The sequence below is a fragment of the Chryseobacterium paludis genome, from assembly GCF_025403485.1.
Taxonomy (GTDB): domain Bacteria; phylum Bacteroidota; class Bacteroidia; order Flavobacteriales; family Weeksellaceae; genus Chryseobacterium; species Chryseobacterium paludis.
Map to the genome: position 1 here is coordinate 1,641,558 of NZ_CP099966.1, position 24,541 is coordinate 1,666,098.

The 24,541-nt window shown below is 34.6% G+C and carries 27 protein-coding genes; 12 read left to right on the forward strand and 15 right to left on the reverse strand.

Going from position 1 to position 24,541, the window contains the following annotated elements:
• Positions 1-6: 6 nt before the first annotated feature.
• The 4 genes from NG806_RS07210 (at position 7) to NG806_RS07225 (ending at position 3,257) form a co-directional block, all read left to right on the forward strand.
• Positions 7-1,065, forward strand: a complete 1,059-nt coding sequence (locus tag NG806_RS07210) for a sensor histidine kinase (protein WP_261512507.1) — start codon at positions 7-9, stop codon at positions 1,063-1,065.
• 3 nt (positions 1,066-1,068) lie between these two features.
• Positions 1,069-1,815: a LytR/AlgR family response regulator transcription factor gene (locus NG806_RS07215; protein WP_261512508.1), complete on the forward strand. Its 747-nt coding sequence runs from the start codon at positions 1,069-1,071 to the stop codon at positions 1,813-1,815.
• Positions 1,816-1,869: 54 nt separating this feature from the next.
• A complete protein-coding gene (locus tag NG806_RS07220) occupies positions 1,870-2,271 on the forward strand; it encodes a hypothetical protein (RefSeq protein ID WP_214831391.1) in 402 nt (133 codons plus the stop codon).
• 461 nt (positions 2,272-2,732) lie between these two features.
• Complete coding sequence (locus NG806_RS07225) at positions 2,733-3,257, forward strand: SRPBCC family protein (RefSeq protein ID WP_261512509.1); 525 nt, start codon at positions 2,733-2,735, stop codon at positions 3,255-3,257.
• Between the two features lie 269 nt (positions 3,258-3,526).
• On the opposite strand, the gene NG806_RS07230 is transcribed toward NG806_RS07225, so the two are convergent.
• Positions 3,527-3,919: a hypothetical protein gene (locus tag NG806_RS07230; protein ID WP_261512510.1), complete on the reverse strand. Its 393-nt coding sequence runs from the start codon at positions 3,917-3,919 to the stop codon at positions 3,527-3,529.
• Entirely contained in the window at positions 3,901-5,298 is a 1,398-nt protein-coding gene (locus NG806_RS07235) for an MFS transporter (protein ID WP_261512511.1), read from the reverse strand. Before NG806_RS07235 ends, NG806_RS07230 begins: the two co-directional genes overlap by 19 nt.
• A gap of 83 nt (positions 5,299-5,381) precedes the next feature.
• Between NG806_RS07235 and NG806_RS07240 the strand changes: the two genes are divergently transcribed.
• Complete coding sequence (locus tag NG806_RS07240; RefSeq protein WP_261512512.1) at positions 5,382-6,227, forward strand: helix-turn-helix domain-containing protein; 846 nt, start codon at positions 5,382-5,384, stop codon at positions 6,225-6,227.
• Between the two features lie 120 nt (positions 6,228-6,347).
• On the opposite strand, the gene NG806_RS07245 is transcribed toward NG806_RS07240, so the two are convergent.
• From NG806_RS07245 to NG806_RS07255, 3 genes are all read right to left on the reverse strand, one after another.
• Positions 6,348-6,944, reverse strand: coding sequence for a Crp/Fnr family transcriptional regulator (locus tag NG806_RS07245; protein ID WP_214831396.1), 597 nt, complete (start codon positions 6,942-6,944; stop codon positions 6,348-6,350).
• Between the two features lie 193 nt (positions 6,945-7,137).
• Positions 7,138-7,938: an SDR family oxidoreductase gene (locus tag NG806_RS07250; RefSeq protein ID WP_261512514.1), complete on the reverse strand. Its 801-nt coding sequence runs from the start codon at positions 7,936-7,938 to the stop codon at positions 7,138-7,140.
• A gap of 23 nt (positions 7,939-7,961) precedes the next feature.
• Positions 7,962-9,623, reverse strand: coding sequence for an FAD-binding dehydrogenase (locus NG806_RS07255; protein WP_214831398.1), 1,662 nt, complete (start codon positions 9,621-9,623; stop codon positions 7,962-7,964).
• A 170-nt stretch (positions 9,624-9,793) separates the two neighbouring features.
• On the opposite strand from NG806_RS07255, the gene NG806_RS07260 reads away from it, so the two are divergent.
• Both NG806_RS07260 and NG806_RS07265 read left to right on the forward strand, forming a co-directional pair.
• Positions 9,794-10,273 (forward strand): nuclear transport factor 2 family protein, encoded by a 480-nt coding sequence (locus NG806_RS07260; protein WP_261512515.1) that lies wholly within the window; start codon positions 9,794-9,796, stop codon positions 10,271-10,273.
• A gap of 44 nt (positions 10,274-10,317) precedes the next feature.
• Positions 10,318-10,812, forward strand: coding sequence for a GNAT family N-acetyltransferase (locus NG806_RS07265; protein ID WP_261512516.1), 495 nt, complete (start codon positions 10,318-10,320; stop codon positions 10,810-10,812).
• 117 nt (positions 10,813-10,929) lie between these two features.
• Here NG806_RS07265 and NG806_RS07270 read toward each other — a convergent pair whose 3' ends face one another.
• From NG806_RS07270 to NG806_RS07290, 5 genes are all read right to left on the reverse strand, one after another.
• Positions 10,930-12,885, reverse strand: a complete 1,956-nt coding sequence (locus NG806_RS07270; RefSeq protein WP_261512518.1) for a KUP/HAK/KT family potassium transporter — start codon at positions 12,883-12,885, stop codon at positions 10,930-10,932.
• 139 nt (positions 12,886-13,024) lie between these two features.
• Positions 13,025-13,750 carry an ABC transporter permease gene (locus tag NG806_RS07275; RefSeq protein ID WP_285439797.1) on the reverse strand — a complete coding sequence of 242 codons (726 nt, stop codon included), beginning with the start codon at positions 13,748-13,750 and terminating at the stop codon, positions 13,025-13,027.
• Positions 13,751-13,792: 42 nt separating this feature from the next.
• Entirely contained in the window at positions 13,793-14,560 is a 768-nt protein-coding gene (locus NG806_RS07280) for an ABC transporter ATP-binding protein (protein WP_261512519.1), read from the reverse strand.
• 10 nt (positions 14,561-14,570) lie between these two features.
• Positions 14,571-15,653 (reverse strand): pentapeptide repeat-containing protein, encoded by a 1,083-nt coding sequence (locus tag NG806_RS07285; protein WP_261512520.1) that lies wholly within the window; start codon positions 15,651-15,653, stop codon positions 14,571-14,573.
• Between the two features lie 241 nt (positions 15,654-15,894).
• The gene (locus NG806_RS07290) at positions 15,895-16,299 is read right to left on the reverse strand and encodes a GNAT family N-acetyltransferase (protein WP_261512522.1); all 405 of its coding nucleotides are present in this window, start codon (positions 16,297-16,299) and stop codon (positions 15,895-15,897) included.
• A 255-nt stretch (positions 16,300-16,554) separates the two neighbouring features.
• On the opposite strand from NG806_RS07290, the gene NG806_RS07295 reads away from it, so the two are divergent.
• From NG806_RS07295 to NG806_RS07310, 4 genes are all read left to right on the forward strand, one after another.
• Positions 16,555-16,935 (forward strand): VOC family protein, encoded by a 381-nt coding sequence (locus NG806_RS07295; RefSeq protein ID WP_261512523.1) that lies wholly within the window; start codon positions 16,555-16,557, stop codon positions 16,933-16,935.
• 404 nt (positions 16,936-17,339) lie between these two features.
• Positions 17,340-17,699 carry a helix-turn-helix domain-containing protein gene (locus NG806_RS07300; protein ID WP_261512524.1) on the forward strand — a complete coding sequence of 120 codons (360 nt, stop codon included), beginning with the start codon at positions 17,340-17,342 and terminating at the stop codon, positions 17,697-17,699.
• 289 nt (positions 17,700-17,988) lie between these two features.
• Entirely contained in the window at positions 17,989-18,378 is a 390-nt protein-coding gene (locus tag NG806_RS07305; protein ID WP_261512526.1) for a hypothetical protein, read from the forward strand.
• A gap of 333 nt (positions 18,379-18,711) precedes the next feature.
• The gene (locus NG806_RS07310; RefSeq protein WP_261512528.1) at positions 18,712-19,107 is read left to right on the forward strand and encodes an HD domain-containing protein; all 396 of its coding nucleotides are present in this window, start codon (positions 18,712-18,714) and stop codon (positions 19,105-19,107) included.
• Positions 19,108-19,205: 98 nt separating this feature from the next.
• On the opposite strand, the gene NG806_RS07315 is transcribed toward NG806_RS07310, so the two are convergent.
• Entirely contained in the window at positions 19,206-19,751 is a 546-nt protein-coding gene (locus NG806_RS07315) for a hypothetical protein (protein ID WP_261512529.1), read from the reverse strand.
• 481 nt (positions 19,752-20,232) lie between these two features.
• Here NG806_RS07315 and NG806_RS07320 point away from each other — a divergent pair, with 481 nt between their 5' ends.
• A complete protein-coding gene (locus NG806_RS07320; RefSeq protein ID WP_214831410.1) occupies positions 20,233-21,123 on the forward strand; it encodes a T9SS-dependent choice-of-anchor J family protein in 891 nt (296 codons plus the stop codon).
• Between the two features lie 74 nt (positions 21,124-21,197).
• Here NG806_RS07320 and NG806_RS07325 read toward each other — a convergent pair whose 3' ends face one another.
• The 4 genes from NG806_RS07325 to NG806_RS07340 all read right to left on the reverse strand — a co-directional run bounded on the left by NG806_RS07325 (position 21,198) and on the right by NG806_RS07340 (position 24,475).
• Positions 21,198-21,752: a hypothetical protein gene (locus tag NG806_RS07325; RefSeq protein ID WP_261512530.1), complete on the reverse strand. Its 555-nt coding sequence runs from the start codon at positions 21,750-21,752 to the stop codon at positions 21,198-21,200.
• 71 nt (positions 21,753-21,823) lie between these two features.
• Complete coding sequence (locus NG806_RS07330; protein WP_261512531.1) at positions 21,824-22,945, reverse strand: lactonase family protein; 1,122 nt, start codon at positions 22,943-22,945, stop codon at positions 21,824-21,826.
• Positions 22,946-22,996: 51 nt separating this feature from the next.
• On the reverse strand, positions 22,997-23,533 hold the full coding sequence (locus tag NG806_RS07335) for a DinB family protein (RefSeq protein WP_214831413.1): 537 nt from the start codon (positions 23,531-23,533) through the stop codon (positions 22,997-22,999).
• A 60-nt stretch (positions 23,534-23,593) separates the two neighbouring features.
• A complete protein-coding gene (locus NG806_RS07340) occupies positions 23,594-24,475 on the reverse strand; it encodes a helix-turn-helix domain-containing protein (protein ID WP_261512533.1) in 882 nt (293 codons plus the stop codon).
• Between the last annotated feature and the right edge of the window lie 66 nt (positions 24,476-24,541).

A 24,541-nucleotide genomic window follows, 5' to 3' on the forward strand; every position in this document is an offset into this window, starting at 1 on the left:
ATAAAAATGATAACGTTCGTCAGAAAACAATGGAAGCAGATACTGATCATTCTGATGGTTTACACGCTATGGAGTCTGGCGGCATTTTTATTTCTGATCAGATTGCAGGGATTGGAGACGACCCTTAAACAATTTGGAACAGGCAAAATGCTTTACATCAATTTTATCCACACTATTGTTAAAGGCACTATTGTATATTATATCCTTATTTATCATCTGGCCATTCCTTTAATAAAAACCAGGAAATGGAAAAAAATACTTTTACAGGTGATCCTGTTTTTCATCGCATTAACTGCTTATGAATATGTATGGAATTTTAATATCCAGGGTTCAAAACCCACCGACGCCGGCTACGTGACACCGAATGTATTTTTTCTCACTGCCGCATTGCTTGATGTAGTTATTATAATGATATCTGTTTTCTTTGCCACTTTAATAACTTCCAATGAGATGCGTAAACATAAAGAAGAACTTGAAAAGGAAAAATTGAAAGCTGAACTGGCTGCTATAAAATACCAGATCAATCCTCATTTTCTCTTTAATTCATTAAGTTTTATTTATACAAAAACAATTAAAACAAGCCCGGAAGCAGCTCATGCCGTACACCTGCTTTCAGAAATTATGAGCTATGCCCTGGACGATTGGGATGAACTTGGAACTGTACCTCTGGCATTGGAAATTGACCATATGAAAAAAGTAATAGAAATGAATCAGATCCGGTTCAATCATATGCTGAAAGTGAAATATCATGAAAATATTGAAACAGATGATGCCTATGTATCTTATGTTCCCACTTTAGCTTTCGTTACATTGGTAGAAAATGCTTTTAAACATGGGGAATTAAATGATGAAAAAAACAAGGTAACTATAGAGCTGGAAGCTACCAAAAGTAAAATCTACTTCCTGGTTAGCAATAAAAAGAAAAATGGACCAAAAGAACCTTCAAAAGGAATAGGATTAAGTAACGTCCGACAGCGACTGGAATTGATGTATGGTATCAAACATTCGTTTACCATCAAAGAAGATGAGAACTATTATTTAAATGAAATAACCATAAATCTTTAGATCATGATCAATTGTATTGTTGTAGATGACGAAGCCCACGCTATAGAATTACTGACCCTTCATATTGAACAAACCCCCTTTTTAAAGCTGGTAGGTTCCGCAATGAATCCGGCAGAAGCGCTACAGCTTTTGAATACAACCGATGTAGATCTTATTTTTCTGGATATCCAGATGCCGGGAATGTCCGGTGTTGAATTTCTACCCTTACTGAACGATAGGTATAAGGTTATACTAACGACAGCTTTCAGAGAATATGCCCTTGACGGATTTGATCACAACGTTGTAGATTATCTCCTGAAGCCCATTTTCTTTCCAAGATTTCTAAAGGCTGTACAGCGCGTGCAAGAAGGTATTTCTTCCCCTAAAAAAGAAATGGAAGATGATTTCATCATGGTGAAAACAGAATATAAAGGAAAATTGCTAAAGATCAAGATCCAGGATATTATTTATATCGAAGGAAAAGGAAAATACGTTTGCTTTCATACTAAGGATGGAGAACAGGTAATGGCTCTTCTTAATATTGGCGGGCTAGAAAATAAACTACTCGGTGACCGTTTTTTACGTATCCATAAATCCTTTATTATTGCCATTCCTTTTATCATGATGATCCATGGAAATCTGGTACAATTAGAGTTTACCAAAAACCAGATTCCCATTGGCCAGACCTACCGTGATAATTTTATGGGACAAATGCTCAACAAAGTAATCACCAATAAAAAAGACGAAGGTGAACAAGAGCCTAATAATTAATATCTATTTCAAAACATATTTAAAAACCAAACAATTAAATTATAAACAAAAAAAATGCGAAAATCATTATTTATCCAATCCGTTGGAATTTTAGCCCTTTCAGTGGCAACATCATGTGCACCCTCTTACTTTGGAAAAACCTACGCTCCTACTCAAAACGTAGATGTTTATTTCGCTGCGGGAGATGTAAAAAGAGAGCACGAAACTATGGGGACAACAGAAATAGACCAGGGATTCAGTTCTATGGATAAGATGCAGCAGAAAGCCATTGAGCTTGGAAAAGCCAGAGGTGCTGACGGTGTTATTATGAAACTGACAGAAGAAGTTACGGGAAGCTCTAAGAGCGATTTTGGAAATGTAAAAAAAGGCAGCAAAAACGATACATATAGTGGCGGATCTGTCACCACCAATATGAAAGTAAAAAAAATACAGGCCACTTTTATCAAATATAAATAGGATCTTTAAAACTTATTTAAGGCAGCTTTTCTGACTTCTGTCGCAGATCATATTCTACTGTTAGCTGCAAATTTCATCTGTTTTTCAATCATTTCAACATCATTTTAATAGCTTGTCATATAGCTATTGGAAAGCTATGTGTCATAATCAAATATCAATCCCCGAAAAATAGATTTGAAAATATCAGAAGTCAGTTAAGCCTGCTGATTATATCCAATACAACCTGTAATTATTAAAAAATCAATCTATCTTATTATTGAAATAGTCGTTTTTATTATGAACAATTCAGATTGTTTTTATCCGGAGTCAAAAGTGGCTTCGGATTTTTTCAACTAAGAAACGAGCTTCTTTTAATTCAAAAAATATTATAAAAAATCGAGGAATAACTTCGTTTTCTTACAATTTACATCCTCTCTAAATCGGTAGATTTGTTTATCAAAATATTCTAAAAAAATATCATCATGAAAAAGATTCTTTTAAGTATTCTCGTTTTAGTAGCTGCATTAGTTCTCATAATTGGTATCCTTGAGCTTACCAGTAATTATAAAGTTACGGAAGATATTAACCGGAATGCACCCGTAAAAACCCAACAGCAGATCGTCATTCATGCTTCTGCGGAAAAAATATATAAAATTATGAGTGATGTCAATCACTGGTCCAGTTGGAATAAAGATATTCAGGATCCGGTAATGAATGTTCCTTTCCAAAAAGGCAACAGCTTCGACTGGAAAAGTGGTGGCCTTACCATTCGATCAACTTTACATTCCACAATTCCGTACCGAAAAATAGGATGGTCCGGACCCGCTTTCGGCGCTTTTGCAATCCACAACTGGATGTTGGTTCCCAATGGTGATTATACAACAGTAATTGTGGATGAAAGTATGGAAGGATGGCTGGTTTCTATGATGCACAAAAAGTTCCAGAGTCATCTTGAACAGTCATTACAAGTATGGCTGAAAGACTTAAAAACTGAAGCTGAGAAATAAATAATTCATCTAAAAAAGGATAATAATTAATAAATATATTATTAGTAATTGTAATCCTAAAATTTAAAATTAAAATTTTGTACTTTTATAGTCTAATAACCTGTGTTATTACAATCTCAACAGTTTATTAACCTCTCGTTCACGCGGGAGGTTTTATTTAAAAAAAGATTTCTTGTTAGTTTTACAACTGGAAAAGTTGAGACCTCTCAGAACTGAGAGGTTTTTTATCAACTCTTATTTTTGCTTATTAAATAACCCGTTTCTTAATTTTATATCCATTCTTCCAGCAAATGATACCAACTGATGCTGTTATCAGAATGTAATAAAAATACAGCAGATGCCTTTCTGGTATTTATTTCTCCATCAGCATTTTGTTTTTCTACATATTCTGCCAAAGCATGTTGTCCTGAAAGTTGAATATTAATCTCAAAAACCTTAATCTCCATTTCTGAAAACCTTCCAAAAGCATCAGGTAACCAATTTACCAAACCTTCATAATCCAGTTCATTTCCCCTACTCCCTTTCATTCGGAAATAAGGATGAAAATCCTTCAACATAGCTGACAGCAATGCTTCTTTATCCGGTGTATTTCCTTTGAACCAATTTTCAATTTTCTCATGAAAATCCAAAATCTCTTTCTTTACTAAATCTTTTTTATCCATTTCTTTTTATGTTGTTTCGAATAATTAAATGCAATGATCAAACCCAGGATCTGAAAACCTCCAATAGCAGAAAGAGCAACAACAATCGCATCAGTCATCTGAGTTCCTTCTGCAATTGAGAAAAAAAGTGAACCAATGACCGCACCTCCAAGAACACTCCCTATCTGAATAGCAGTGCTTACAACCCCTGAAGCCTGTCCGGCTTCATTAGCAGCAATATCCGACATCACATTCTTGAGCATTGCAGGCATAACTGTTCCATGCCCTGATCCTGCTATCAATAATGCCAGATAAACACAAAGTCCCGGTTCGGCATCCCAATAGAACATAAAAGCCGATAAGAATATCCCAATAATCAACAAAAGTAAACCTGCTTTAGTGAGGCTAATACTGCTTGCATTTATTTTAGTACTGATTAATGGAGCCACAAAAAAACCTATTCCATAAGGTAAAATCGCCAATCCTGTATCTAGCGAAGACCACAATAAATACTTTTGAAGATAGAACGGATAACAAATAAAAAGTCCTGCCGTAAAATTGTAGATTAAAATAATACAAAGACCCAGACTAAATGTTTTGTTCTTCAGAAGACCTGTATAGATTAACGGCGTTTTTCCTGATCTCTCCAAATGGGATTCATATTTAATGAAAATATAAAAAAACAGCAATCCTAAAATTATCATCATAAAAATCCAGATCGGCCAGTCTGAATTATTTCCTTCTATCAGAGGATATATAACACATAACAAGGCGCCAATAATAAGAAGAATTCCTATAAAATCTATATTTGTTTTTTTCTCGGATCTGGTTTCCTGAAGGACCTTTGACACTCCAATAATACAGATCACAGCCACAGGAATATTAATTATGAATACAGACTGCCACGTAAATCCAAACAGCTGAAGTTTAAGGAGTATCCCACCAAGCAACTGTCCCATAATCGCAGCAAAACCAAAAACAGAGCCAAATATTCCGATTGCTTTAATCTGTTCCGTGGAGGGAAATATCACTCTTATATTTGCCAATGCTTGTGGAGCCAGCATTGCAGCACCTACTCCCTGTAAAATCCTGAACCCTATTAAAAAATAGATTGTCGGTGAAAAAGCACATCCCGCTGAAGCAATCATAAAGACATAGAGACCTATAATAAACATCTTTTTCCTTCCAAAAATATCACCAAATCGTCCGCCACAAACTACTAATGCAGCATACGTTAATCCATAAGCAGCAATTACCATTTGTAAAGAAGCATTACTTGCATTAAAATCATTTCGGATCGCAGGCAGTGCAATGTTGACAATAAAATAATCAAGAGGTGAAAGGAAAGCTCCCATCGTAAGGAAACCTAATGCCCGCCATCTTTCTTTACTATATTCCATTCTAAAATTCTTACAGCAAAGAAACCATAATAAATACACGTATATTTGTACAATTAAAGGTTTATTATGTAAGATTAAATACCATGAGCAGAGAAGGAATCGATATATTTTCAGTACAGGAAAAAGAGCTTAATGATCAGACATTTTCAGTAAATTCTAGGCAGTCCTTTACCATAGTTTTTATTAAAGCGGGAAAAGGATCTGTAAACGTAGATGAACACCATTATGACTTTAAAATCGATAAATTTTTCCTATTGAATACCTCGTTGATTTATCATTTTTATGCTCAAAAGGCCAGTTTAATTGTCATTCAATGTCCGCTTTATTTTATTGACCAGATCAGAACTGAGGCAGACCGTATTGAAACCTGTGAAAATCTGAATAAACTGAATTACATTTCTAATAATTATCACAGCAAGGCCGGCTGCATTTTCCGCAATAATGAAGATCTCCAGTTTGCTACACTTTTAATCTATAATATACTGAGAGAATACAGATCTCTATCCAACAAAGATTACCTCATTATCCGGCAATCCATTTCCATTCTCCTTAATCTTGTGGCCCGGAATCTCATATTGAGCGACACTAAAGAAGTAAACGAAAACAGCACTGAATTCCTGGTTATGAAAATCATTAGCTATGTTCAACAGCATATTAAAGATCCTGAGAAAACAAAAGTCACTGTTATCGCTCAACAATTCGACCTTTCTAAAACTTATTTCGGTGAATTTTTTAAAAAAAATGTGGGTGTTGCCTATCAGTCATATCTACTTGAATATCGTTTGAAACTGGTCGACACCCGCTTAAAATTCAGTACGATGAGATTAAAAGAAATTGCTGCTGAATTTAGTTTCAATGATGAAAGTCATCTGTCTAAAACATTTAAAAAACACAGAGGATTAAGTCCTTCAGAGTACAGAAAAAGTTAAAACACAGAAAATAAAAAGCCTTAAACTTCCGTAAAGTTGTTTAAGGCTGTTCTCATACTAGCTAGTAAGCTCTCACATTGTAATAGAATTCATGGTTTTGATGGTTTCAATTCTTTAGCACTAATAGTATATTTTACCGTGTTCAATCTTTAGCGTTTTTTCATTTTCCATTTTTTTAACCGTTCGTATAACGGTTTCTACCCGTAGGCCAGTCAGATTAGCAATTTGTTTCCGGGTAAGTGGAACCTGAAAAGAATAAGGTCCATTGTCAGAGGTATCTCCTTTTAAATATTCTATTATGGTTTTAATTTTAAAAGAAGGATCTGTAGCCGAAATATTGAAGAGCATTATATATTTATAATAAAGTCTGTCGGCAAGACATCTGAACATATTTAAAGACAGTTCCTGGTTTTGGTTTAATAAATTGAAAAAATCAACTTTTGACAATTTCAATATTTTACATTTGGTTTTAGCGACAGCACTCATTGGATAAGGCTTTTCATTAAACAATAAAGATTCACCAAAACTTTGACCGGCGGAAAGAATATTTTGTGTAAATTCTTTTCCATCCTCATGGTAATTGTTTAATTCGACAATACCATCTACAATCTGAAAATAGAATTTAGGCAGACCTCCTTCATGAAAAATACTTTGATTGATATCATAATCTTCGTAGTCTGCACCGTAAGCTAATAGTTGATCTTCACTGATTATCATATAAAAACTTTTTTAAGGTTAAGCGATGAATATCTTAGTAAAAATGGTACTAACTGCCGTACAAATACCGAGCCATATTTATTAATTTTTAAAGATAATTGCAATAATCATCATTAAAATATTAATTTTAATTAATAATTAGAGAAAAAAAGCAGTTTAATCTCAATGATATTTAATTTAGATTGAAAGAAAGCTAAACCACTTTTGCTTTACGGGTAATTTTCGCCAGCCAAGAGGGGAAAAATCTTTTAAGAAAAACTCCCATAACTTCCCTGCCTCCGATAGCTGACTGATATTTTTTCTTTTCTATAGCACTAAGCATCTTTCTTGCAAAAACATCAACAGGCATTCCTTTCTTAGTGGCATCATCCATTGTTCCCTGTACTGATCCGTCTCCTGTAACCGCATTAATTGAAATATTGGTTTGTATAAAGCCAGGGCAGATAATCGTGATAAGAACTTTCTCTTTATACAGCTCAGCACGCAGAGAATCAAAAAAACCATGCAGTGCATGTTTTGCCCCACAATAACCACTTCGCATTGGGGCTCCGAATACTCCCATCAGACTGGATACTACAACAATTTGTCCACCACCGTTTTTGATCATATAGGGCAGCGTCGCCTTAGTAAGTGCCACTGTTCCGATATAATCAACATCTATTAAATGTTTGTCCACTTCAATATCAGTTTCCATGGCTAAAGAACGTTGTGATAAGCCTGCATTATTGATTAGGATATCAATGGTTCCGAATTTTTCAATTGCTTTTGCGGCAATAGCAGGCATATTTTTATAATCATAAAGATCTAATGGTAATATCACATAACGATTTTGTGCCAATCCTATCTTTTGTGCAATTAACTCCAGCTGCTCCTCTTTTCTTGATGAAAGAATGATCCTTGCTGCCGTTTTTGCCAATTCAGTTACGAGTGCCTCTCCTATTCCAGATGAAGCTCCTGTGATCCAGATTGTTTTATCATCAAAATAATTACCCATACCGATCTTATATTTTTAAGTTTTTATTTCCGTCCACCAATATATTTTCCGGCTGTCATTCCAGAAAACAGACATCCACCAAGAAATGTCCCTTCCAGGGCACGATAGCCATGCATGCCACCACCTCCAAATCCTGCTACTTCTCCGGCAGCATATAATCCTTCAAGCACAGTTCCATCCTCTTTTAAAACCTGCCCGTTAAGATTTGTCTGAATTCCACCCAGTGTTTTTCGCGTTAGGATATTTAGTCTTACTGCAATCAGGGGTCCATTCTCAGGATCTAATATTTTATGTGGTGTGGCAACTCTTCCTAGCTTATCGCCGATATATTTTCTTGTACTCCGGATATAATTAACCTGTGTGTCTTTTGAAAACTTATTATCCAGTTCCCGGTCTCTGGCTTCGATCTGCAATTTTATCTTTTCATATTCTAAAAGATGATCACCTGAAAGTTCATTCATCCTTTGTACAAGATCCTTCAGGTTATCGGAAACAATAAAATCTTTCCCGTGTTCTTTAAAAGCTTCCACAGGTCCGGGAGCTTTCTTACCGAAAATCCTTTTTAAAAAGAGCATATAATCTTTATTGGTAATATCCGGGTTTTGTTCTGATCCTGAAAGGGCAAATTCTTTTTTGATAATTTTCTGTGTCAGGATAAACCAAGAGTAGGAAAAGCCCGTATCCTGTATATATTTCAAAGTTCCTAAAGTATCGAATCCTGGCAAAAAAGGCGCCGGAAGTCTGTTTCCTTTTGCATCAAACCAAAGGGATGATGGCCCGGGAAGAATCCTGATTCCATGATCCGGCCAAATAGGATTCCAGTTTTGAATTCCTTCTGTATAATGCCACATCCTGTCGCGGTTGATGATATTAGATCCTGCATTTTCAGCAATCCCTATCATTTTTCCGTCCACATATGCAGGTACTCCACATACCATATTTTCAGGAGCTTTTCCTAATCTTTCCGGCCAGTTTTTACGCACAAGCTCATGATTCGCCCCTATTCCTCCGGAGGCAATAACAACATGAGGTGCATTATATTTAAATTGTGAAACAACCGTTCTACTGGTTGCTTGCCCTCTCTCTTTATTATCATTTTCCAACACATCACCTTCAACACCTGTTATCTTACCATTTTCCATAATAAGATTAGTAACCCGGTGCCTGAATTTCATCTCTAGCAGTTCTTTTCCCTTTGCTTCATAAGCTTTTTCAACAAAAGGTTTTATGACACCAGTACCTGTACCCCAGCTAACGTGAAAACGTGGCACTGAATTTCCATGACCATCCGCCGATCCATCCCCTCTTTCTGCCCATCCCACCATAAACATCAGCTTAATTCCCATTTTAGAAATATAATCATACTTTTCAGTGGCCGCAAACTTCAGATAAGCTTCCGCCCATTGCTTCGGCCAGTAATCTTCCTCGCGGTCAAAACCTGCCGTCCCCATCCAATCCTGTCTTGCGAGTTCATAAGAGTCTTTAATTCCCACCCTGCGTTGTTGGGGTGAATTGATGAGGAAGAGTCCACCAAAAGACCAGAATGCCTGACCCCCGATGTTCTGTTCTGTCTCCTGGTCGATCAGCAATACTTTTTTTCCGGCATTGGTAATTTCCATAGCAGCGGTAAGCCCTGCTAATCCGGAGCCGATGATAATTGCATCAGGTTGAAATTCTTGGTTCATTTGTTTTCTTTATCAGTCTAGATTTCTGTAAACTAAGATAATCGTTTTTAAAATTATAATAAACTGATATACCGATCTTTCGTTTAAATTCTTTCAAAATTTAGTATGTATTAAATATGATATTTAATAATATCTTAAAAAAGATTATCTTTCATCAAATAAGAACTACCATGAGAACATTAACGATTCAGTTATTAACGATCCTTAGTTGCTTAATGTGGTCGACGACAGCTTTCTCACAATCAAAAACATATATACCAGTTTCTAAAGAGCTATATCAGACCATTTTGAAGAAAGACAGTCTACTTTTTAGTGCAGCTAATTCCGGAAACATTGAAAAGCTAAAAACTTTCTTTACAGAAGATCTCGAATTTTTTCACGATGTAGGAGGCTTGGCAGGATACAAAGAAACTATTGATAATTTCAAAAGAGTTGCTGAAAACTATGGTTATACCAGAAGAGTTCTCGAACCAGGTTCTATAGAAGTTTATCCAATCAAAGATTATGGAGCAGTTCAGACGGGAGTACATAAATTCTGCCGTTTGGAGAATGGAATACTTATCAATTGTGGAACGTTCAAATTTGTTCATGTTTGGAAAAATACCTCTGATGGTTGGAAAATCTCAAGAGTCATAAGCTATGGCCATTAAATAATCTTGTACATTTGCAATCCGTTTCTTAATTGAAGATTCCCATGAACATTGAATATCGAACCCTTTTACCTTATGAAAGCAAAATATACAGAACCATTAGATTAGAAAGTCTGGGAAAATTTCCGGAAGCCTTTGGAGCTAAATATGAAGAGGCCTTACAAATTGAGAAATTCCGAATGGAAAGTGATATTGAAAACCAACTATCAGAAAGATTTGTCGTTGGAGCTTTTGCTGATCAGGAGTTGGTCGGAATTTGTGCTTTTGTAAAAGAGGAAGATCATATCGGTCATCTCTATCAGATGTATATTAAAGAAAATTTTCAGGGGAGAAATATTGGATTAAGATTGATTCAGGAAGTAGTGAATGAAGCTGAAATCCGATTTGATGCCATTGAAATTATTTTGGAAGTAACTCATAACAATGTAAAAGCCTATCAGCTATATAAGAAATTCGGATTTCACGAAGTCATTGAGGCTCACAAAAGTAAGGAAAGTAACCACCATATCGTTATGAGGTATTATAAAAATCAATTTTAACATCATTTTTAGAAATTCAGCAAAATACTTTCCGCCTATTTTTTGGAAAGCCCAAGTGAAGCAATAGAAATTTATTACTTTCAGTGTACTATAGAATTAGTGGTGATTTTAGTTTTATCAAACTTCTTTTCTTTCTAATTTATTTTGAATAAAAGGAACCACAACTAAAGGGTACTGCTCTACTTCCAAATGACTTTTATCCAATCCAAAATTAATATGATCTTTTACAGACAGATAACGCAAATTGTAATAAGCTTTCATAATGAAATTCTTCCAAAACGGTATCCTGTTATCATAAGAAAGGAAACTATCCATTAGAATAAATTTAAAATCACCTATTTTATTTTGCTGATAAGCCTGCTCCAGGGAATCAATAATATCTATTTCCTCTTTTTCTATCATATCATTCACGACCTGTTTAAAATAGTAGCCAACCCTTGGTTCTTCACGGAATCCTAAATCAAACTGTACATAATAGACATCATTTTTTATAATAGTATCAACAGAATATTTCTGTGCATAAGGTTCGTCCAGGATATTTACATGTACAAACCAATAAATATCAGCTCGTTTTGGCAGTCCGAATTTTAATATTGAATCTATGATTGTTTTTTCAATCTTCTTTTCAGAATTTGAGTTAGTAAGATAAACGAGATTTGTTGCATATTTCGGTATATTTTCATCTACACTCAATTTGTTAAGCGTTGGAATATAGTCTGCTAATTTTTCAAAAGACTGAATATCCGATTTTATTTGTTTTCCCCGCCACCAAACATACATAATGGCAAATAGTGAAAATCCTATTATTAAAGTGATCCATCCACCATCTTTTACTTTTTGCAGATTGGCGATCAGGAAGCTCATTTCTACTGTTAAAAAGATCCCAGTAATGATTATGTTTAAAATTAAAGGAACTCTTTTTATTCTTAAATAAGAATTGATCAGCAAAGTACTCATCAGCATTGTAAGGGTAACACTTAGTCCAAAAGCGGCTTCCATTTTGGTACTTTCCTTGAAATGTAAAACCATACCGACACATCCACACATCAGAAACCAGTTGATAGCAGGGATGTATAACTGTCCTTTTACATTACTTGGAAACAACACCAAATGTTTAGGCCAGATATTTAACCTGATTGCCTCGTTGATCAAAGTAAAGCAACCACTAATTAAGGCTTGTGAAGCAATAATTGTCGCTAAAGTTGCAATTCCTAAAGCAAGCCAGAAAATAGATTGTGGAACAATATGATAAAAAGGACTTAAGTTTCCTACTTCCTCACCTACATGATTGAGTAACCACGTTGTTTGTCCGGCATAACTTAGTATTAAAGCAATTTTTATAAAGACCCAGCTTATTCTTATATTATTTCTTCCGCAATGTCCCATGTCGCTATATAATGCTTCAGCACCTGTAGTACATAGAAAGATACTACCCAAAAGCCAGAACCCTTTCGGTTCATTTACCAGCATCTGATAGGCATAGTAAGGATTTAACGCCTTTAAAACACCCCAGTTATCACTTAATGCCATTGCCCCTAAAACTCCGATAAATCCAAACCAGATTACCATTGCCGGACCAAATACTTTACCTATTTTATCCGTTCCAAATTGTTGAAAAATAAATAAAACAATTAAAATCCCTATGATCACAGGAACCGTGTTAAATCCCGGAATAACAGCCTGAACGCCCTCTACTGCAGAAGCTACTGAAATTGGTGGGGTAATAATCCCATCAGCCATTAAAAAAGCACCTCCCGCCATTGCAATAAAAACGAGCCACTTGCCACTATATCTTCTTACCAAAGCATATAATGAGAAAATTCCGCCCTCGCCTTTATTATCAGCCTGCAGGGTAATGAGTACATATTTTATTGTAGTTTGAAAAACGAGTGTCCAAAAAATACAGCTTAAGCTGCCAAGCGCAATGGCTTCAGTAATAATTTTATGATGAAAAACTGCATTTAGCGTGTATAATGGTGAGGTACCAATGTCTCCAAATACAATACCTATAGCTATTAATGATCCTGCAAGAGTAATTTTCTTATGAAAATCTGAGCTATTCTGTCCGGTCATATGATGTTTTAATGCAAAATAAGTTAAATTTTACAATCTAATTATCAAAGATGTAATATTTTTTTCTTCAAAAAAAGATTAAGCCTCACAGCTAACTGCTATGAGGCTTTTGTGATAGTTCTATTTTATAATCAATCTGTTATGCTCTTTTTTTATAAACCCTCATTGCAAAAATATAAGCCACGATCATAATTCCCATACACCATGCAAGAGCAACCCATATCTCATTACCCACAGGTTGGTTTGAAAGTAATGCGCGGATAGCTTCAACTATTGAAGTTACAGGTTGATTTTCTGCAAAGGCACGAACTACAGATGGCATTGATTCTGTCGGTACAAATGCAGAGCTTATCAATGGCAGAAAATGGATTGGATAAGCAATTGCAATGGCTCCATCTACAGATTTTGCAGACAGTCCTGCAATGGCGGCTACCCAAGTTAAGGCCAATGTAAATAGAATAAGTATCCCTGCCACAGCGAGCCATGATAATATTCCTGCAGGTGAACGAAAACCAATAATAAGGGCCACTAGAACCACTACAACAACTGAGATCACATTGGATACCAATGAAGTCAGAACATGACCCCATAATGCAGCAGAACGTGCAATTGGCATAGAGTGAAATCGCTCGAATATTCCCCGTTGTACATCGGTAAACAGACGGAAAGATACATAGCCTATACTGTTTGCAACAGCAATCAGAAGTATACCGGGTAAAAGATAATTTACATAGTTATCCGTACCTGTTTGAATGGCACCACCTAGCACATATACGAACAATAGCATAAGTGCGATCGGCATGATGGTAACGGTGACAATGGTATCCATGCTTCGGGAAACATGACGGATAGAACGCCAGAACATAATAACCATGTCAGTGAAGAAATAACTCTTTATTGTTTCCATTTAGTTTTCATTTTTTTTACCGATGATTGCAAGAAATATTTCCTCCAGGGTCGGCTGTTTTTCAATATATTCTACTCTTGCTGGCGGAAACTGTTTTTTAAGCTCCGTTAGCGTACCACTTACAATGATTTTGCCTCCATGAAGGATGGCAATTCTATCTGCAAGCTGCTCAGCCTCATCCAAATACTGTGTGGTAAGAAAAATTGTTGTCCCACCAGCAGCAAGCTCTTTAACGATTTTCCATACTTCAATACGAGCCTCAGGATCTAATCCGGAAGTAGGTTCATCAAGGAAGACAAGCTGCGATTTTCCAACAAGGCTCATAGCGATATCAAGTCTACGGCGCATCCCTCCTGAGTAGGTTGATGCCCTCCGGTTGGCAGCATCAGATAAACCAATGCGTTTAAGCAGATCATCAGCAACCTGGTGTGGATCATTAAGATGTCGCAGCCTTGCAATCATAACTACATTTTCCCGTCCAGTTAAAACCTCATCTACAGCTGCAAACTGTCCTGTCAGACTAATTGATTGTCGTACATTATTGGGTTTTAATAAAACATCGAATCCGTTTACAGTCACGTTTCCGCTGTCTTGTTTTATCAGCGTACTCAGTATTTTGACAATTGTTGTCTTGCCTGCACCATTGGAGCCAAGTAAGGCGAAAATACTGCCTGCTTTGACTTCAAAATCTACTCCTGTTAATACAGAGATATCCTTATAGGATTTTTTCAGCCCTTGTACCGAAATGGCAATTTCATTCTGTAACATATTTTCCTAATTATGATGTTAACAAAGTGATACCGGCCATATCAGCTTTTCCATTTTTCAGGAATTCATAGGTCATTCGATCTGCGTGACAGTCAATAAACTGTATCTTTTTCAGATTATTATTTTTAAAAAAGGTATTTATAAGTGTTGAATTCTGAAATGTAACCCTTTTAAAATCAGAATTTTCAAAATAACAATCCTCCAGTCTACCATCGAAAACAATATCTTCAATCTGTATCCCAATAAAAGAGGTCCTATTCCATACTGCACCTTCAACGGTATTATTGATGAAAGCCCCGGATTTAAATTTCACGCCTGAGAAATCAGCTTCGGAAAAATCACAACCTTTGGTATGGCTTTCTAAAAATTCAGCATCTTTCAGTGAACACTCAATAAACTGATTATTAGCAAGGCTGGAGCCCAGAATATGACTGCTGCTCATATCAGATGTTGAAAAGTCGCACCGGTCAACATGATTTCTTTTAAGAAAATTAATTCCAGTAAGATTGGCGCCAAAGAAGTCACAGCTTTTGATGTAGCTTTTTGAAAATTCAGTTTCTTTCAGGGAGCAGCCTTTAAATATATTATTGACTAAGTTGGAGTTCTGAATCTTGCTTCCGCTAATGTTGGAATCTGAAAAATCACATTGATCAACATTATTCCCTTTTAGGATAAGACCTGATATATCCGACCCAATAAACTTACATTTCTGTATATCGGACGAACTGAATTTGTCATGAAGATTATTTAACCCCGAAAAATCCGCATCTATCCAACTTCCGTTTGACATATTCCAACTGGGCTTTTTCTCATCTTTTCCGGATAAAGGTTCTTCATTTTTTTCAGCTAAAGGTTCAATCGGGGTTTCCTCCGGGATTGCTGACTGAAAATTATCTGAAAAATAATTAAGATCAACACCCAGAATTTCCGCAAGACGGATAAAAGTAGTGATATCGGGCATTGATTCGCCACGCTCCCATTTTCCAACAGCCTGTGAGCTTATGAATAAACGCTGGGCAAGCTGAGCTTGTGAGATATTAATTTTCTTTCGTGCCTCGACAATTTTATTGCCAATGATTTTAGTATTTAACATGATCGTATTTATTTATTTTTTCGACACTACAAAGGTATTGGGGCCTATTTCCAGAATCAAAAAAATACAGAAACTTATAGTTGTATTTACGCTACTTTTAGTTGTAATCCACCACTGTGAGTGGTCTATTGAGTTATTTCGATGAATTTGCTCTTCATAAGACCTGAATAGATACATTTTCTTTAAAAAACTAATGATCTATTTTTTCTGCTATCCTGTCTTTCTTTAATATCAATTTATATTACTTCCATTCTGCCCTGTGCATGATAAAACTGCTTTCCTGTTTTACGAATCCTACTTTTGGATAATACTCCATCGCGGTTGGCACTGATAAAAGCAATACCATCGATTGCTCACCCACTTTTTCTTTCGTTAAATTGATCAGTTTTCTTCCAACACCTTCTTTTTGATATTCACCTCTAATGGCAAGATCGGAAAGATAGCAGCACCAAACCCAATCTGTAATAGATCGCGAAACCCCTACCAACAGATCATTATGCCAAGCTGTAACAATGAGATCTGAATTGTTGAGCATCTTTTGAATCCTTTCTTTATCATTCGTTGGGCGAGGCAGCCCCGCATTATCATAAAGTTCAATAACCTGATCAGCGGTTGGTATTTTATCTGTACAGTATTCTATTTCCATGGTTCATATATTTTTTTATTCATAATTATTCTTTAAAATTGATGTCTTTGTTTTTTATCATGGTATTTCTAACGTCAGATATGTAAAATCAATTAAGATCATTAGTTAAAATAAGTATCTAAATTAAACATAAAATATATAAATCATCTGTATACAAAACACAATATAAATTTCATACAATACATTGATTAATATTGATTTATATTTGTTTTTGAAAATAATACGTATAAATAATTTTCCACCAATCATTAAAAAATGAAACTTAATCACCTTAATTTAAGTGTTCCAGATATAGCATCAGCGCGTTCTTTTTTTGAAACTTATCTGGATTTTACCTGTACCGACAGCAAGTTAAACGATAGCCTTTCCGTATTAACCGGTGAAGATGGCTTTATCTTGGTACTGATGAGCCAACAGATGAATCGTAATGGAAACAACGCTTACCCAGATAGCTTTCATATTGGGTTTTATCTTAAAAATGAAGCGGAAGTTCTGGCGAAATTTGAACAGTTAGCAAGCGCTGGGTTTATTCTGGAACACGAACCACAAAGGATCAGAAAAGTCTTTGGTTTTTATTATCTGCATCAGAATATACTTATAGAAATTGTCTGCGAACTTCAGGACCCCAATGAATAGGTATTTAAACTTATAGCATAATGAACAGCAAATTACGACTTAGTTTTCGTTATATCTTTTGCTATATCTAAATAAATAACAGCTCTAAACTCCTATTAATAAAGGGTTTTTAATTTTTATTATGTTCAGACATAATAATGTTATATTTACTCCGTTTACTATACACGTAAGCTCATATTTTGAGTTTTCATGGTTATTAGTTTTTAATCCTCAACTTCGGTTGGGGATTTTTTTGTGAGCTATAAATATAATAATCCCTTTCTACCAGAAGACTTTGTTTATAAAAACGCCTACCCCAAAAACCTTTAAATAAAAGATTTCGACAGTCTCCTTTTTTAAAATCCTTTTTTTAAATTTGACTCATATTTGTCATATATTTGTAAAAACACATATATATTTTGGTTATGGAAAAGCTAAGAAGTTTAAGAAAACAAAGAGGAATATCACAGGAAAAAATGGCTAATGCAATTGCCACTGATCCTTCCAATTATTCACGCAAAGAAAGAGGTGAGGTAAGGATATACGATGATGAATGGGAAAAATTAGCAAAGTTCTTAGAGGTTCCTGTTGAAGATATTAAAGAAGAAGTTGTTGCAAATATTGTCAATAATAATGACAGTACCACTTTCAATGATAACGCAGGTAACTTTAACCAATACTATACTATTCCTAATTCTATCATAGAGAACTTACAAAGTTTTATTAAAGTATTGATGGAGCAAAATGAAGATTTGAAAGAGGAAAATAAGAAATTGAAAGGTTAATAAGGGTAACAGTACCTTTTTTTTAAAAATATAAATACCACTTTAGAAGCGGTATTTTTTTTTTAAAATTAATAATGAAAATTTAAAGAATAGTAGAGTTAAAATCTAATACAAGATTACAAATATTTCTAAATCCTTTTACAAAATCAAAATTCAGTTTTTCTCTTAACTTTACAGGAATACGAAGTGAGCTCATCTAATAGAGATGGCTTTATTTGACTCGTTATTTATTATGGATTTTAATAACATTTATTTTAAAGATCAATACTTAATTATTGAAAACTCTTTCATGTTGGAAAAGATTGATATAACCTCTTTTGATGACATCATCATTTCCCATGAATTTCCGACCCAGAAATACAAGTTGTACATGTTCTTTACACAACCTGTAAAATATGAACCAAGGAAAGGCTTTATTAATAAATTGATTTGCGCAATCTTCAATCGCAATAACAACCCTAAGGAGATCAAGAGGTCTTATTATGATACTTCTGTAGAAAAATTGCTTCCAATGATTAAGCAATGTCTACCGGAGGCTAATATTCCAGATTTAAGAAACAGTGTATTTTGGGGAACAGAAGACGAAAAAAATGGGTTTCAAAGAACCCTTCATATTTACAGTAAGGATAAACTTTCTTTAACCGATGTATTTAAAAAGCATAATATGATGCGTAAATAAGAGGCCTCATAAGTTTCTTAAACCAGTTTAAGAAGGTATAAAATCTAAGTATATAAATTTGTTTCAAGAAATTAATACAATGGCATTACATACACCAAAACTCGTCGCTGGTATATCCATCCCTGATAGCAGTTTAGCCAAACAGGCTACTGAACTTTTAATTGAACATGGTTCAGAATTCCTTTATAATCATTCACTGAGGACGTTTATTTTTGCCTCATTGAATGGCGATCAAAGAAAACTGGTTTATGATCCGGAACTTTTATATATCTGTTCTGTTTTTCATGACTGGGACTTACGCCACATTACAGCAGTCCTAATAAACGTTTTGAAGTGGACGGAGCCGATGCAGCACGTAATTTTCTGAGGGGACATGGCTTATCAGATCAGACCTTACAATTGGTTTGGGATGCCATTGCACTGCATACTACACCAGGAATTGTAGAATATAAAGAGGCTGAAGCGGTATTACTAAACTCCGGGGTTGCACTGGATGTGGTAGGAAAAGGATATGATCAGCTATCGGATACTATTCGAAAGGAAATTACAAGTTATTTCCCACGCACCAATTTTAAGAAAACAATTATACCCACTTTTTTTGAAGGGTTCAGACATAAACCACACACGACCTACGGCAACATGAATGCTGATATCTGTACCTGTATGATCCCAGGTTTTAAAAGCCCCAATTTTTGTGATGCCATCTGGCAATCTCCCTGGGAGGAATAATATATAATTTTCAAACTCAGGTCTGTAGTATAATTTAAAAAAGAGGCTGCTCACAGTGAGCAGCCTCCTTATACCTAAAAAAATTTTATCAAAGATGATTAAGGGGTTACATAGAATCTTGGCCCATGATATTTCCACGTGTCATTTCCATATCCCAATTCATTAAAACTGGTTGTATAGAAATGTGATCCTCTTTTAGTATTGAAATATTCGTATACCGGAATGTTAGTTCCATTTAAATTGATAGGTGCACCTAACATTTTAATTTTCCTCCAACCGTTTGCTTCTTGCAATTCATCAACAATTCCACTAATATAAGAATCCCCGGTGTTTGTATTATGCCAAATTGTAATATAAGGGTTACTGGTTACTACAGGACCTACAGCTCCTAAAACTCTCTCTTTAAAATAGGATGCAGGAAACGGGTGATCCTGAATGGTATAATAATGTTGCATTCTAGAGTCACTGTAGTAAGCTTGAATTATGTTAGGCATTTCAAACTTAGCCTCTCCATTCTGTGTTCTTGCTTTTGCTGCCACTACATTCATGTTTTCATCATTTTGCATATCTGTATCAGATGAGCAGCTTGTGAAAGTTAAAAATACCGTTAATGTCAACGCTGACATTCTGAAAAAATTTCTCATAAAACTGTTTAATTATTTAACGTTAAAGTTTTGACAAAGGTACAAAAATTCTTTAATTAGTGATTAATAAACAATATATAAACACCATTAATATTACATTTCTTACAAAAATTATATCACTTATTAGTGTAATAAAACAATCAATATTTACAAATTTTAAATGATAAAGAATTTAAACATTCTTTTTATTAAATTATTTTAAAATAAATTATAGAAGTGATAATTTATTACACAATCTCACCAACCGTTTCAATTCTTAATAAGAAATCTTTCACTAGTATTTCATTGTGTCTTCTTACATTTTGAATATCTTATTATTTTTTATAGCTGAATTATTTTAAAATACGTTCTAAAACAATTCACAAATCAGGGATCGTATAAACAACTGCAGACAAATCATTTAACATAAAAAAAAATATTAAAAAAACACAAGTAAATAATATTTATATCTATACATTTGACTAATTAACACATAAATACAATGAGAAAAATTTTTATTATTGGTGCTTATTTAGGGATATATTCTTTGAATGCACAAACGACCATTTTTGAAGACAGCTTTGAAAGCTATGCAGACTTTGCTTACACGACAGGAACTGTTGGCAGTTGGACTTTAACAGACCTTGATGGTAAAAACTCGTATATTTTAAACGGTTCTAGTTTTCCTAATCAGTCGATTCCAAAAGCCTTTATTGTCTTTAATAAAGCAGGAATAGTTCCGGCTACGATATCTGACCAGACAGGTGCCAGAACTGGTAATAAGGCAATGGCCTGTTTTAATGTGAGTACTCCAGCTCCACTTGTCAATAATGACTGGCTGATCAGTCCTAAGATTACTTTAGGATCTACTGGAAATAATGTTAGCTTCTGGGTAAAATCAATCAATGAATTATACGGTGAAGAAAAATTTAATGTATGGGTATCTACTACAAATACCAATACCACAAGTTTTACTAAGCTTAATCCTAATGTGATTGTTACTCCAGCTGTCGTAGAATATAACCAGCATACTTTTAATTTAGATGCTTACGCCGGACAAAGTGTATATATTGCTATACAGTGTGTTTCAGATGATCAGTTTGCCTTGTTTGTTGATGACTTTAAAGTTACAACAACAGGAACCTTAGGTACTTCTGAAACGTCTAAAGCTTCTTCTAATATCTCTGTATATCCAAATCCGGTATCCGACATTCTTACTGTTAAATCTAAAGAAAAGATTAATAATATAGAAGTTTTCGATATCAGCGGAAGAAAAGTAAATGCTACTTTAAATAATGACAAAGTTGATGTGAGAGCTTTAAATTCGGGAAGTTATATCATCAATATTGAAACTAAGGAAGGTAAAACTACTGAGAAGTTTATCAAAAAATAAGTACTGACAGACTTGAATTCATAATTGAAAAACACTCCAAATGGAGTGTTTTTTATTGGATACAAATCCACTTTCTACATTTTCCTATTGTCGACAATGACATCAAATGGGTTTTCAAAAGAACTTCTATCTTTTAAATATTGCTTGTCTTCTTCTGTTAATTCATCTGTTCCCAGCCCAATGTCTTCCCACTCCTTTCCGTCCTCTCTTCTATGGGCAAATTCAATACTTTTAATTGTTGGTTTTTTATTTAATCCTAAAACAGTCAGATCCATCAATTGACCTTCTTTAATTTCACCCTTCATAATTCGTCCAAACAGGAAAAACTGTCGTCCTGTAATTTGGAAAACATAATCAAGTTTAAACTGAGCAACAACTCGATCTCGCCAACTATGTCCACAATACCTGCATTGCTTTGCCTTTGGTGTACGGGCAAGTTTATAACACTTCGGACAGTTGTTGAAAAATACCTTTTCTGGAGTTTCAGCCATAATCCGCTTAGCTACTTCCAGTTCAAATTCTTCAGGAGTACTCTGAATATACATATGATACTGCAATGCTAACATTTCATCATTAGTCATCAAATTGCTAAAATAGTTTTTGATATAGTCTACAGTCTCTTTTTCCACGTTCAGTCTTATTTTGATTCTTACTCAGTGAAAAGGATTTTCAATCAGAACCTTCCTTTTCCATTTCTGTATTAATATTTCCTAATTTTCACACAGGAAACACCATTTATTTTTAGCTTCTTCCCTATTTTTTTTAGTAAGCCTGTTTTTTCATCACGCCGGAATACAAAAACATTTCCGCTACCTGCATTGGCTACAATTAAAAACTTCCCTGTTTCATCCATATCAAACACCCGTGCCTGTTTTCCATAAGTAGATTGATAACCAACATTTTTTAATGTTCCATCATTAAGAATTGAAAAAATGGCAATATTATTTTCATCACCCCGATTAGAAGCATATAAAAACTTACCGTCTGGAGAAATGTGAATGTCAGAGCTTTCAAAATTTTCTTTAACCTCATCTGAATGGGTATTGATCCTTTGGATATTCTCTAGTTTCCCATTATCATATGAATAAGCATCGACTGCTCCACCCAATTCTTCAATGCAATAGGCAAATTTACCATCGGGATGAAAAGTAAAATGTCTTGGTCCAGTTCCCGCATTGGTCGTTATAAAAGGCTGTTCAGCAGTTTGTAATGGTTCGGTTCTATCACCTTCAAATCGATAGGATCTAATTTTGTCCGCACCCAGATCAGGGGCAAAAAGGTAATTAAAGTCTGGTGAAAAAACAGTTGAATGAACATGGGAGCGGTCTTGTCTATAAGGATTGATACTCCCTTCTGAAAACTGAAAATTCTGAACACCCGGCTGTATGGTTCCATTTTCTAAAATCGGATATACAGAAATACTTCCTTCTGTATAATTTCCATTGACCAGCCATTTTCCATTCTTGTGAACAGTTACATACACCGGATTCTCACCGCCACTCTTTTGACTGTTGATAAAACGGAGCGTTTTCTTTTCGGGATTAAATTCAAAACTGCTTACACTTCCTGCATTTTGCGTTTTACTTTCGGTGCATGCAAAAATGTATTTCCCATTGGGAGATAAAGTTAAATAGGACGGATTTAAAACACCTTTAAAAGATGTTATTTTAGATAGTTTTCCACTAATGGTATCCAGTCGGTATACATAAATACCTTCTGTAGTTTTATCCCGGTTAAAAGATCCGAAAAAGACGTAGTTATTTTGTGAGTACAGATGTATTGATGCAAAAACGGCAACGGTTAAGGCTATTAATTTTTTCAATTTCTTTAAAGTTTATTGGAAGCTCTGGTAATAGAGTAATACTCCACAAATTTAATCATTGTACCCATTCATTGCATCAGATACATCTTTATTATTTTGATGTATAAAGTAAGTTGCCAAATCTGTATTGGAAAATCCGGTAAAATTCGCTTGGCGCAACAATGTCACCAATTGTCCCCTATGATACGTAGCGTGATTAACATAATGAGGAAGTGTTTGCCAAAACAGCATTTGTTCTTCTCCACCTCTTGGATATCTAATCGTGATTGGCTGTTGATAGTGATCTTCAGGATAGCTTTCTATAAAGCTTTTTATGTCAACGGATGCCTTTTTCCAAATTTCTATCAACTCACTTTTCGTCCCTTTAAACTCAGTTGATAAATAAATTGGATCAGGAGTATTTGTCCAGAAGTCAATCCAAATCTTTTTGGCACTGACCATATGGACAACAGTTTGTTTAATACTCGTGAAACTACTAACAATAGGGCGCTCCCATTGCTCATCATTAATTTGATCAAGCCATTCAATCGTAATTTGGTCTGCCCAATTGTTGTAATTAACTAATTCTAAAAAAAACTTTTTTGTCATTTTACTTTTTATTTTAAGTTCAATGCAAAAGTAAGTTCAGGGAAAGCTATAAAGCTGTAGTTAATCGTTCAAAAGCTGTTTATAAGCGTTCATATTTTGTTGCTGAAATTGTTTTGGACTTATTCCATAAATCCGTTTAAATGATTGAGAAAAACTTGAATGATTTTCATATCCAACTTCGTAAAATACTTCGCTCGGGTTTTTGTTTTGTAGTAATAGTGATGTTGCTATTTCCATTTTCTTTTGCAGGAAATATTTACTGGGTGCCACATTGTAAAGTCTTAGAAATTTTCTTTTGAAAGTAGAAATGCTTGTATGGCACAAAAAGGCTAATTCATCTAATGTAAGATTATTGGTGAGATTTTTTTCAACTGCTTTCTTTATTTCAATATCTGAATATTCTTCCATTTTTCTTGTTTGAAATGACAAGATAGCACTGGGGTATTTTTCAAGGAGATATAGCATTAATTCTTCAAACTTCAGTTGCAGCATTTGTGTTGAGACAAAAGATGATTTTTGCTGAATTAATTTAAGTGATAAAATATAATGGTTAATGAATTCATCCTTTTCAAATACGAGAAAGGGCTCTTCAACTTTTTCTGCATAGGCAGAAATACTTTTAATAATATGATCATATTTAATAAAAAAATGCGAGAGTGCCAGATCATTAAAAAAAAATAAAGTGCTGCGGTATTCATTATCAACAGAAAGCTTTTCTGTCATTAAACAATTATTTGAAGAAAGAATGGCAAATTGAGCGTTCGTAATTGTAGTTGCTTTATTTGCATAATGCAACACTTTTTCACCTTTTTCTAAAAAATTAATAAAATTCTCCTGAAGGAGTATTTTATTTCTTTGAGCCTGTTCCTTAGAAATGTAGCTGTATGTGCTAAGAATATCTCTGTCTGGTTCTCTGTTCACCTGTTGTTTGATCGTTTCCATAGTCCATCTGATGTCTTAGATGAGGATTCAGTTATATACAAATGTAGTAAACAGAATTCATTCTTA

Coding starts and splice junctions, on each gene's coding strand:
- NG806_RS07295 (WP_261512523.1), top strand. CDS start 16,555: ATGAAACTTAATCACCTTAATTTAAGTGTTCCAGATATAGCATCAGCG.
- NG806_RS07300 (WP_261512524.1), top strand. CDS start 17,340: ATGGAAAAGCTAAGAAGTTTAAGAAAACAAAGAGGAATATCACAGGAA.
- NG806_RS07320 (WP_214831410.1), top strand. CDS start 20,233: ATGAGAAAAATTTTTATTATTGGTGCTTATTTAGGGATATATTCTTTG.
- NG806_RS07270 (WP_261512518.1), bottom strand. CDS start 12,885: ATGACCGGACAGAATAGCTCAGATTTTCATAAGAAAATTACTCTTGCA.
- NG806_RS07305 (WP_261512526.1), top strand. CDS start 17,989: ATGTTGGAAAAGATTGATATAACCTCTTTTGATGACATCATCATTTCC.
- NG806_RS07335 (WP_214831413.1), bottom strand. CDS start 23,533: ATGACAAAAAAGTTTTTTTTAGAATTAGTTAATTACAACAATTGGGCA.
- NG806_RS07245 (WP_214831396.1), bottom strand. CDS start 6,944: ATGATAATCAGTGAAGATCAACTATTAGCTTACGGTGCAGACTACGAA.
- NG806_RS07210 (WP_261512507.1), top strand. CDS start 7: ATGATAACGTTCGTCAGAAAACAATGGAAGCAGATACTGATCATTCTG.
- NG806_RS07285 (WP_261512520.1), bottom strand. CDS start 15,653: ATGTTAAATACTAAAATCATTGGCAATAAAATTGTCGAGGCACGAAAG.
- NG806_RS07315 (WP_261512529.1), bottom strand. CDS start 19,751: ATGAGAAATTTTTTCAGAATGTCAGCGTTGACATTAACGGTATTTTTA.
- NG806_RS07235 (WP_261512511.1), bottom strand. CDS start 5,298: ATGGAATATAGTAAAGAAAGATGGCGGGCATTAGGTTTCCTTACGATG.
- NG806_RS07230 (WP_261512510.1), bottom strand. CDS start 3,919: ATGGATAAAAAAGATTTAGTAAAGAAAGAGATTTTGGATTTTCATGAG.
- NG806_RS07280 (WP_261512519.1), bottom strand. CDS start 14,560: ATGTTACAGAATGAAATTGCCATTTCGGTACAAGGGCTGAAAAAATCC.
- NG806_RS07220 (WP_214831391.1), top strand. CDS start 1,870: ATGCGAAAATCATTATTTATCCAATCCGTTGGAATTTTAGCCCTTTCA.
- NG806_RS07215 (WP_261512508.1), top strand. CDS start 1,069: ATGATCAATTGTATTGTTGTAGATGACGAAGCCCACGCTATAGAATTA.
- NG806_RS07250 (WP_261512514.1), bottom strand. CDS start 7,938: ATGGGTAATTATTTTGATGATAAAACAATCTGGATCACAGGAGCTTCA.
- NG806_RS07240 (WP_261512512.1), top strand. CDS start 5,382: ATGAGCAGAGAAGGAATCGATATATTTTCAGTACAGGAAAAAGAGCTT.
- NG806_RS07255 (WP_214831398.1), bottom strand. CDS start 9,623: ATGAACCAAGAATTTCAACCTGATGCAATTATCATCGGCTCCGGATTA.
- NG806_RS07275 (WP_285439797.1), bottom strand. CDS start 13,750: ATGTTCTGGCGTTCTATCCGTCATGTTTCCCGAAGCATGGATACCATT.
- NG806_RS07340 (WP_261512533.1), bottom strand. CDS start 24,475: ATGGAAACGATCAAACAACAGGTGAACAGAGAACCAGACAGAGATATT.
- NG806_RS07225 (WP_261512509.1), top strand. CDS start 2,733: ATGAAAAAGATTCTTTTAAGTATTCTCGTTTTAGTAGCTGCATTAGTT.
- NG806_RS07265 (WP_261512516.1), top strand. CDS start 10,318: ATGAACATTGAATATCGAACCCTTTTACCTTATGAAAGCAAAATATAC.
- NG806_RS07260 (WP_261512515.1), top strand. CDS start 9,794: ATGAGAACATTAACGATTCAGTTATTAACGATCCTTAGTTGCTTAATG.
- NG806_RS07290 (WP_261512522.1), bottom strand. CDS start 16,299: ATGGAAATAGAATACTGTACAGATAAAATACCAACCGCTGATCAGGTT.